This window comes from Nocardioides sp. P5_C9_2, assembly GCF_054049555.1.
The window spans coordinates 1-1,550 of record NZ_JBFUMD010000670.1; the positions used below are offsets into that span (position 1 = coordinate 1).

Here is a 1,550-nt window from a genome sequence, read left to right on the forward strand (position 1 = left end):
CCGCGGCCTCCACCGTCGCGGCCTCCAGCGCCGCGGCGGCTCGGCAGTGGCGCTACGCCTCCGCCGTGCACGCTGCCCGGGCGGTGGGCAGCCCCTAGCCGCCCGGTGCGGCATGGACGTCCCGACGGCCACGGCCTTTCGGCCCTGCCGTCATCGGCCACGGTTCGGCACCGTGGAGCCATGCCCAGCGAGCAACCCCTCAGCCCTTCGGAACAGCTCGAGTCCCTGGGGCAGGCCGTCATCACGACCGACCCCGCCGGGGTGGTCGTCTACTGGAACCCGGCCGCGGAGGCGCTCTACGGCTGGACGGCGCAGGAGGCGATCGGTCGCAACATCGCGACGCTCGCGATCCCGGACGTGGCCCAGGAGGTCGGCGCCGACATCATGGCGGCACTGCGCGACGGCACCTCCTGGTCCGGCGGGTTCCCCGTGCGTCGCAAGGACGGCAGCATGTTTCCTGCCCTGGTGACCGACGCGGGCATCTACCGGGACGGGCGGCTGATCGGGATCGTGGGCGTCTCCACGAACCTCGGCTCCGCCCTGCGGCCCCTCCTCGAGCGCTCGACCGATGCAGCACTGCTGCTGCGCAGCGACGCCGTCATCACCTACTCGAGCCCCGCCGTGGAGCTGCTCTTCGGGTGGGAGCAGGACGCCCTCCTCGGCACCTCCATCGTCCCGCTGCTGCACGAGGAGGACCGTCCGGCGCTGGCGACCCTGCTCCAGGACGTCGTCTCACGTCCGGGAGTGCACCCTCCCGTCGACGTCCGGGTGAAGGCCTGGCAAGACTGGAGGTGGGCGGAAGCCGCCTTCACCAACCTGCTCGACGACCCGATGGTGCGCGGTGTCGTGTGCAACCTGCGCCCCAGCCCCGCCCGGGTGGCGATGGAGCAGGCCGAGCTGCGGGCCAGACAGCTCGAGACCGCCTTCCAGTCCAGACTCGTGATCGAGCTGGCCAAGGGTTACCTGGTCGGTCGCGACGGGGTCACCCCGGACGATGCCTTCGCCTCGCTGCGCGCCTACGCGCGATCCCACCACCTGACGGTCCACGACGTGTGCCAGCGCGTCGTCGAGGGCGAGCCGCTCGTCGCGCCACCGGCCGTGACGTAGCACCCACTCCCCCTCGCACGGGGCCCACGTTGGTCACGCAGACGGTCTGCTGACAAAATGCTCGCGGCCACCGGCATCGTTCACCTCGAACCCGCTCGTGGCCACGCCCCAGTAGCTCAGTGGATAGAGCAGCCGCCTCCTAAGCGAAAGGTCGCAAGTTCGACTCTTGCCTGGGGCACCGACCGACCGACCGACCGACCGACCGACCGACCGACCGATCTCCTCACGTCCAGCGACAGACCGGACCCGCCATGGGTCCGGTCTTCGTCGTTCGCCGACCGGGCACTTTCGTACCGCTGCAGACCGCCGACCGGGCGGTTCCGTCGCGCTAGAAGGCGCCGACCGGGCGGTTTCGTAACGCTGGATCGTGCCGACCGGGCGGTTCGGGCGCGCTGGGGTACGCCGCGGGCGACCGCACCGGCGGGTTGGCGCGAGGTACGTCC

1 protein-coding gene and 1 tRNA gene are annotated in these 1,550 nt (G+C 71.5%); both read left to right on the plus strand.

The features are described 5' to 3' along the window. Positions 1–180 precede the first annotated feature (180 nt). Positions 181–1,107, plus strand: coding sequence for a PAS domain S-box protein (locus tag ACXJKL_RS20845; RefSeq protein ID WP_457208905.1), 927 nt, complete (start codon positions 181–183; stop codon positions 1,105–1,107). Between the two features lie 105 nt (positions 1,108–1,212). After that, positions 1,213–1,285: transfer RNA gene (locus ACXJKL_RS20850), tRNA-Arg, on the plus strand. The last annotated feature ends 265 nt before the right edge of the window (positions 1,286–1,550 follow it).

Coding starts and splice junctions, on each gene's coding strand:
- ACXJKL_RS20845 (WP_457208905.1), top strand. CDS start 181: ATGCCCAGCGAGCAACCCCTCAGCCCTTCGGAACAGCTCGAGTCCCTG.